The organism is Nocardiopsis sp. NPDC055551 (genome assembly GCF_053619415.1).
On the sequence record NZ_JBSHJJ010000013.1, the window covers coordinates 228715 to 235690 of the forward strand.

The window sequence follows — 6976 nt, forward strand, 5'->3', positions numbered from 1 at the left end:
GCTCTATCCGTTTCCAGTGTCGTCGTGGATCCCGTCGCGGACATGGCGATGGGACCCGGCCGGGAGGGGCTGTCACCGTGAGTAGGACCGTGGGTCCAGTCGGCGGTGCGGTGGTTCCTCCGCGGGGGCGGGCGGGGACTGTGGGGGTCGAGAGAGCTGTGGGGGGCGCACGCGGGCCTCTCCGTTGGGTGGCGGCCCCGGTACCGGAGCGCCGGCCCCTGGTGGGGGTGGGTTCGTCGGTGGGCCCGTCGGTGGGCCCGCGGGTGGGGTCGATCGCGGCCCCGGGGTCGGGGGACGCACCGGCGAGGTGGCGGACGTGTAGATGGGGTGCCCGGCGGAGTTGGCCGAGCAGAACGGGCAGGGGCGTGCGGCCATGGGTTCGCCGCACCAGGCGCAGGCGGAGGCCCGGATGGAGCCGGCCGCGTAGGCCAACGCCTGTGGGTGGGCGCTCAGCGCCACGAACTCGACGTACTTGGAGGTGCCCCAGTAGGCGCTGCCCAGGGGCTGTGCGGGCAGGTTGCGGGTGGCCACGGGTTGGATGGCCTGTGGCAGGTGGTCGTCGAACACCTTGGTGATGGCCGGGTCCGGGGTGGAACTCAGCAGCTGCACGGGTTGGACGGGCCGGAACGGCAGCCCGACGGCGAGTTCGGCCGGGCGTAGCCGACCCACCCGCGCGGTGGGCGCGCAGAACGCCAGGAAGGACACCGACGGCGCGTAGGAGCCCATGTGCTGGCGCATGCTGGTGGGCAGGGTGGAAAGGCCGGAGACGGTACGGAGCCAGGCGCCGGCGAGCAGGTGTTTGGGCAGTTCACCACTGAGCGCGGCGACCATGCCCGGTGGAAGGTAGGGGGCCAGGTAGGCGAGCTGGTCGGCCACCAGGGACAGGGCCAGTGGGGACAGGTCGACGCCGATACCGGCGATCCGGTCGGTGCGCAGGGCGCCGCGGGCGAAGTTCACCGCGCGTTCGGCGTCCGTTGCCTGCCAGGCCGGGTAGAGGGCGACGACCTTACGGCCGGCCCGGACCTGTTCGATGGCGAAGGCGACGAAGGCGGAACTGCGCGCGCCCACGGTGTCCCCGTTGAGCGGGAACCGGTGGGCCCCGGCCTCACCCACGTGCCCCGTGCTGGGGATATCCGCCAACAGGGCTACGGTCGTCGCCGACCTGGGTTGGGCGTTGGACACTGGGAAAGCTCCATCGGTTCTGCGCGTTCGGCGAATTCGAGATGTGGAGCGGCGGCCCATGTGACGGGGTACCACTCGGACGCATCGTAACGAATGGGTGGCTCGGGGTGGGAGGGGCGGTATTCGTTACGGTGCGGCGGGGTGCGTTCCGCTAGACGCCTTTCCGGTGCCTTGCTGGTGGGGGCGACCTGCTGTGGGGGCATGCTGTGGCCTCTCAGAACGGGGAACGGGGGCCGTTGGCCGTATGCGGCCACCCCATGCTGGGTGATTTGTGGTGTTTGGTCCGTTTTTTGGTTTTCGATGTTCCCGATGTGCCGGCCCGCGTGACAAAGGGTGTGCCGACTCCCCAAGGATGCCTTTTCCGGATCAGGACCACCAGTGTCCCCGTCAATGCTGTGGACAACTCCCCTCGAAAGTCCTCCCAACTGCGTAAAAGCAGTCACAGTGGCCCCACGTGCCCCTTCGGCCACCCTCTGGCCACCCTCCGTGGTGTCATCTACGTCTCCATCCTGGTTGCACGGCCACTCCGCGGGAACGATCAGGGGCGAGATCGCGTCATATCTTGAGTAGTCACTTGCCCCCTGAGGAGAGCGAACGATGCGCAACACAAACCGGGCCGCGGCCGGGGCGGCCGCCTGGCAGGTCATCCAGAACACCGACGGCAAGGTCTCCGTGTGGCAGCGCGTCCGCGCGCTCCCGCGCATGATCACCGCCAAGCTGCGCGGCCGTTACCCCGAGCTCGGCGGCGGCAAGCTGTTCACCATGCTGGCGCTGGTCGTGTACGTGATCTCGCCGATCGACTTCATCCCCGAACTGCTGTTCTCCGTGCTGGGCCTGGTCGACGACGTCGCCGTCGCGGTGTGGCTGACCACCATGGCCCTGGGCGAGAGCGAACGCTTCGTGGTGTGGGAGCGCGAGCAGCAGGCCCAGGAGGCCTTCTATCGGGCCAACCCCGACGGTCCCGGCCAGGGGGCCGAGGACCACGTCGCCGGTGGCCGCAAGCAGCACAGCTGACCGACTCTCATCGAGCGCCCGGGGGGAACGATCCTCCCGGGCGTTTCGTGTGCGGGGGCCATGGACAACGGGCAGATCCGGCCGTATCGTACGCATAACGCACATGCGTGCTTAATGCGAACATGTGCGCGTTCCCGTCCCGGAGCACGCCCCCTACGCCACGGAGAGCCGAGCGCACCCATGAACGCGACGAACCAGAGCCGACGGACCCAGGTCGCCATCATCGGGGCCGGCCCCGCCGGGCTCATGCTGTCCCACCTGCTCTCCCTCTCCGGCGTCGACTCCGTCGTCGTCGACGTGCGCGAACGCGACACCATCGAGGCGACCATCCGGGCCGGGATCCTGGAACAGGGGACCGCCGACCTCATGACCGCCACGGGGGTGGGCGACCGCCTCCTCGGCGAGGGCAAACGCCACGACGGCACCTACCTGCGCAGCCGCAAGGAGTCCCGACGCATCGACTTCGCCGCGCTCACCGGCCGATCCGTCTACCTCTACCCCCAGCACGAGGTACTCAAGGACCTCATCGGGGCGCGCCTGGCCGCCGGGGGAGACCTGCGCTTCGGGGTGCGCGACGTCGAGGTCGACGGCGTCACCACCGACGACCCCAAGGTGCGCTTCACCGAGGCCGACGGCACCCGCGTGGAACTCTCCTGCGCCGTCATCGCCGGCTGCGACGGATCCCAGGGCGTGTGCCGGAGCGTCATCCCCAAGGACGCGCGCACCGATTACTTCCACGCCTACCCGCACGGCTGGTTCGGGATCCTCACCGAGGCCCCGCCCAGCTCCGACGAACTGATCTACGCCCATTCCGAGCACGGGTTCGCGCTCATCAGCTCGCGTACGCCCACCCTGCAACGCATGTACTTCCAGTGCGCCCCGGAGGAGGACGCCGCCACCTGGAGCGACGAACGCATCTGGGACGAGCTACGCGCCCGCGTCAACGGCAACGGCTTCGAGCTCCAAGAGGGGCCCATCACCCAGCGCGGGGTCATCCCCATGCGCAGCTACGTCATCGACCCGATGCGCCACGGGCGGCTGTTCCTCGCCGGTGACGCCGCGCACACGGTCCCGCCGACCGGGGCGAAGGGCATGAACCTCGCCGTCGCCGACGTCGTGGTCCTCTGCCAGGCCCTCGAACGCTACTTCCACCAGGGTTCGGCGGAACTGCTGGACGCCTACGGCGACACGGTCTCCGACCGCGTGTGGCAGGCCCAACACTTCTCCTGGTGGATGACCTCCATGCTGCACCTGGACCACGAGGGCGACGCCTTCGACCACCGTCGACAGCTCGGTGAGATCGACCAGATCACCGGATCCCCGGTCGGCGGCGCCTACCTCGCCGACATCTACACCGGCAGGCCCATCACGCTGACCAACCCCGACTCCGTCGTCGCCGAGGCCCTGACCCGCACCGCCCTACGCACCCCCTGAGGCGGCCGATAATGGGGGAATGTCCCCTGAACCACAGCCTCGGGCCGAGCGGGTCGAATCCACCGACCTCGGGCATCCAGCCCTGCGCCGGGACGAACTCGTGGCGCTGGCCGAGCTCGTTCGCGACGCCTGCGCGGGCGACCTGACGATCGGCCTCACCGACGGCGGAGGCGAGGTCGGGCACACCCCGGAGGCCTTCGCCGAGTTCGCCGAGCGCGCTGAGTTCGCCGGGCGTTCCGAGAAGAGCAGGCTGCGTGAACTCTTCATCACCGGGCGACGAGGGCGGACCCACGTCACCGTGATCCTGGGCCACGATTCCCGTGTGCGGGTGAGCGAACCCGACGCCGTCGCCAAGGAGGCGGTCGCCGCGATGGTGGAGGTGGTCCGTGGCCACCAGCGCCGGTTCACCGACCGCGCCTGGACCGGCATCCTCCTCGGCGTACTGGGTCTGCTGGTCACCGTCGGCTACACCGGGGTGATCATGGGCCAAGGGCTCATCGGCACCGGGTACGGCCTCGGGGTGGTGGCGTTGCTGGTGGTGAGTCTGGGGTTCGTGTTGTGGGGTCAGTCCAATCCCAGGGATGGCGAGGGCGCCCGCATCGTCAACACCCCACGTCGCTGAGTTGCGCCAGGAGTGGGGGTGGGTGGTGGGGTGCCTCGGGTCGAGTTCCTTGGGGTGGTTGGGCGGGGTGGGGGTGGGTTCTCCCTCCTTCCCCGCCGCGTGATTGTTGCCGCCCGCACCGCACGCGTCAAGGCAATGTCGGGTGCTCTGGCAGCGGGGCTGGTGGCCTTGACCCGTACGGCACGGGCGGCGGTTTGGCGGCTATCGGGGAAGGGGGGAGAGTGGTTGGGGTCCCAACGGCCCTGTGGGCCTTCGGCCCACTCCGGCCGCAGGCGGCCGGATGCCTTCCCCTCCCTCTGGCTTTCTCGTGGAGCGCGTCGCCACTACGTGACGGGTGAGGTAACGAAGGGCCCGCTACAGGCGGGGCGGGTGGCGGAGCGCGTCCCCGCGGTGGCCGGCCCTGGTCTTCTCAGCGATGATCTTGCTCGTAGCGCCCATTTGGGCGCCCAACATGGCGCTACGGACAAGATCGTTTCCATTCAGAGCCCCTCCAACGAAGTCGCTAGGAGCATCTCCGTGATAGGTGGATCCGGTCATAGGGGAAGGGGTTGTGGATAACAAAGAATGGCCATCCCACATATGGTAGGCGCATTCGCCGACCTGGAAATAGGTTGAATATACCCACCGGTAAGCCTGCCATTTCCTGGTGTGTTCGCGTATAATCAGAGTATGAGCTTTCCTCCCCACGCATCGCGCCCGACCGGGAACACCCCGGTCGATAAGGCGATGGCGGGTGCGCGGGAGATGGCGGTGGAGTTCTCCGGCCGGGATATCCCGTTCGGGTGTGAAGCCGATGTGCTCGCACAGTTCGGCCGGCTCAATGGGGAAGTCGACCGGATCCGCTATGGGATGCTGCCCGCCCTGGCCCGCATGGAGGCCACCGGCGCCCTGTTGGAAGAGGGCGGCCAGCGCAGTATCCAGGCGTGGATCACCCACCAGTGGGGCACCTCTCCGGCCGAGGCCAAGAGCCTTGCCACCCTCGCCCGAGCGTTGTACCAGCAGCAGTTGCCCCTGGTGGAAGAAGCCTTCCAGAACAAGGCCCTGTCGCTGGGTGAAGCGTGCGCCATCGCGACCTCCACCGAAAAAGCCACCACCGAATGGGCGAAGGTCCTCGAAACAACGGATGAGGAATTCCGTGCCCAGCGTCCTTCGGCGGAGGGGTTTCGGGCCCGGCTGGAATACGGGCTCATCGCCTATAAGAAGGAATGCCCGCAGGCTTCGGTGCGCCAGTTGCGGGACGCGGCGAAATGGTTCGTCGCCCGCCTGGACCCGGATAAGGCCGACCGGGACTACGACGAAACGTTCGAGAACCGGGGCGCCCAATTCTCGCCCACATTCGAGGGTGGGTTCCTGCTGCGGATGTGGGGGCCTGGGGCCGACCACGAGCTGATCCAGGCCGCCCTGGAGGCCTACACCGAACCGTATGGGCCGGAGAACGCGGCGATGCCGAAGCATCAGCGGGTCTATGACGCGATGATGCGGATCTTCGAGACCGCTCTGACCCACCGGGGTTGCTCCAGCCTGAGCCGCCAACCGTTGGCCACGTTGAACATCACCGTCCCCCTCAAACGCTTCCTCGGAGACGGCACCGCAGAGCCCGCCACCACCGAGGATGGTGTGGTCCTCCCCGATCAGATGGTGGCCCGTTTGACCCCCCACAGCTGGTTGCGCCGGTTCCTCACCGACGAACAAGGCCGCACCCTGCTGGACGTGGGGCGAAAGCAGCGGTGCGCCCCGGACCCGGTCCGCCAAGCGGCCGGGTTCAAGAAGCCCTACTGCGAGTGGCACCAGGGCTGCGACATGCCGCGTAGCTGGTCGCAGTACGACCACATCGTCCCCTTCTCCCACGGCGGAGCCACCAGCGCCGACAACATGCAGGTGCTGTGCTCGACCCACAATCGGCTCAAGCACCGGCTCCAGGCCAAGGTGAACCGGCAGATCTGGGAGCACCACCACGCCCAGAACCGCCAGGAAGCGGGAAAGGAAAGCGGGTCCGGGGATGGTGAGGGGGAGCCAGCCCCAGCCACTGTCCTCTAACCACCACCCGCTTCCACGACCATGCGTTTCCACTAGGCGAAATGCCACCACCCCGTGATCACCCCCGGTTGGGTGTCAGACCCCAAGGGCCTTGTGTCCTGTGGGGATATCAGCATGCCCCACCCCGAACCCCCGCCCGGAGTCATATCCCGGGGACAGAGTGGCTCCCATCGGGGGTGTCGACAGCACACGGCCCTACTACGGATGCCAGCACCACTTCCACCCCTGGTACCGGCTCCCGCCCCTGGTACCGGCCCACCGGCACCATCACCCCCGTGTTGTCTCTCCATCATGATGATCTTGTCCGTAGCGCCATGTTGGGCGCCCAACATGGCGCTACGAGCAAGATCATCGCTGAGAAGACCAGAGCCGGCTACCGCAGGGACGCGCCCCGCCCCGTGCCCCACCTGTAGCGGGCCCTTCGTGACCGGGCCCGTCACGTAGTGGCGACGCGCCCCACGAGGACACCAGAGGGATAGGGAAGGGATCCGGCCGCCTGCGGCCGGAGTGGGCCGAAGGCCCACAGGGCCGTTAGGAACCTCAACCACTCTCCCCCCTTCCCCGATAGCCGCCAAACCGCCGCCCGCACCGCACGGGTCAAGGCCACCCACCACAGCGCCACAGAACCCGACATCGCCTTGACGCGTGCGGTGCGGGCGGCAACAATCACGCGGCGGGGAAGGAGGG

The 6976-nt window shown here is 68.3% G+C and carries 5 protein-coding genes; 4 read left to right on the forward strand and 1 reads right to left on the reverse strand.

Annotated elements, in window-relative coordinates; all coding sequences use genetic code 11:
* Positions 1-72: 72 nt before the first annotated feature.
* Positions 73-1182, reverse strand: a complete 1110-nt coding sequence (locus ACWGSK_RS23020; RefSeq protein WP_452456706.1) for a hypothetical protein — start codon at positions 1180-1182, stop codon at positions 73-75.
* Between the two features lie 597 nt (positions 1183-1779).
* Here ACWGSK_RS23020 and ACWGSK_RS23025 point away from each other — a divergent pair.
* The 4 genes from ACWGSK_RS23025 to ACWGSK_RS23040 all read left to right on the forward strand — a co-directional run bounded on the left by ACWGSK_RS23025 (position 1780) and on the right by ACWGSK_RS23040 (position 6289).
* Entirely contained in the window at positions 1780-2196 is a 417-nt protein-coding gene (locus tag ACWGSK_RS23025; RefSeq protein ID WP_358504094.1) for a YkvA family protein, read from the forward strand.
* A 180-nt stretch (positions 2197-2376) separates the two neighbouring features.
* A complete protein-coding gene (locus ACWGSK_RS23030; protein WP_358504091.1) occupies positions 2377-3630 on the forward strand; it encodes a 4-hydroxybenzoate 3-monooxygenase in 1254 nt (417 codons plus the stop codon).
* 19 nt (positions 3631-3649) lie between these two features.
* Entirely contained in the window at positions 3650-4252 is a 603-nt protein-coding gene (locus tag ACWGSK_RS23035; protein ID WP_452456707.1) for a hypothetical protein, read from the forward strand.
* A gap of 669 nt (positions 4253-4921) precedes the next feature.
* Positions 4922-6289, forward strand: coding sequence for a DUF222 domain-containing protein (locus ACWGSK_RS23040; RefSeq protein ID WP_452456708.1), 1368 nt, complete (start codon positions 4922-4924; stop codon positions 6287-6289).
* Positions 6290-6976 lie beyond the last annotated feature (687 nt).

Bases quoted from the DNA above. Each gene is read 5' to 3' on its own strand.
- ACWGSK_RS23040 (WP_452456708.1), top strand. From the start codon at position 4,922: ATGAGCTTTCCTCCCCACGCATCGCGCCCGACCGGGAACACCCCGGTC.
- ACWGSK_RS23035 (WP_452456707.1), top strand. From the start codon at position 3,650: ATGTCCCCTGAACCACAGCCTCGGGCCGAGCGGGTCGAATCCACCGAC.
- ACWGSK_RS23030 (WP_358504091.1), top strand. From the start codon at position 2,377: ATGAACGCGACGAACCAGAGCCGACGGACCCAGGTCGCCATCATCGGG.
- ACWGSK_RS23025 (WP_358504094.1), top strand. From the start codon at position 1,780: ATGCGCAACACAAACCGGGCCGCGGCCGGGGCGGCCGCCTGGCAGGTC.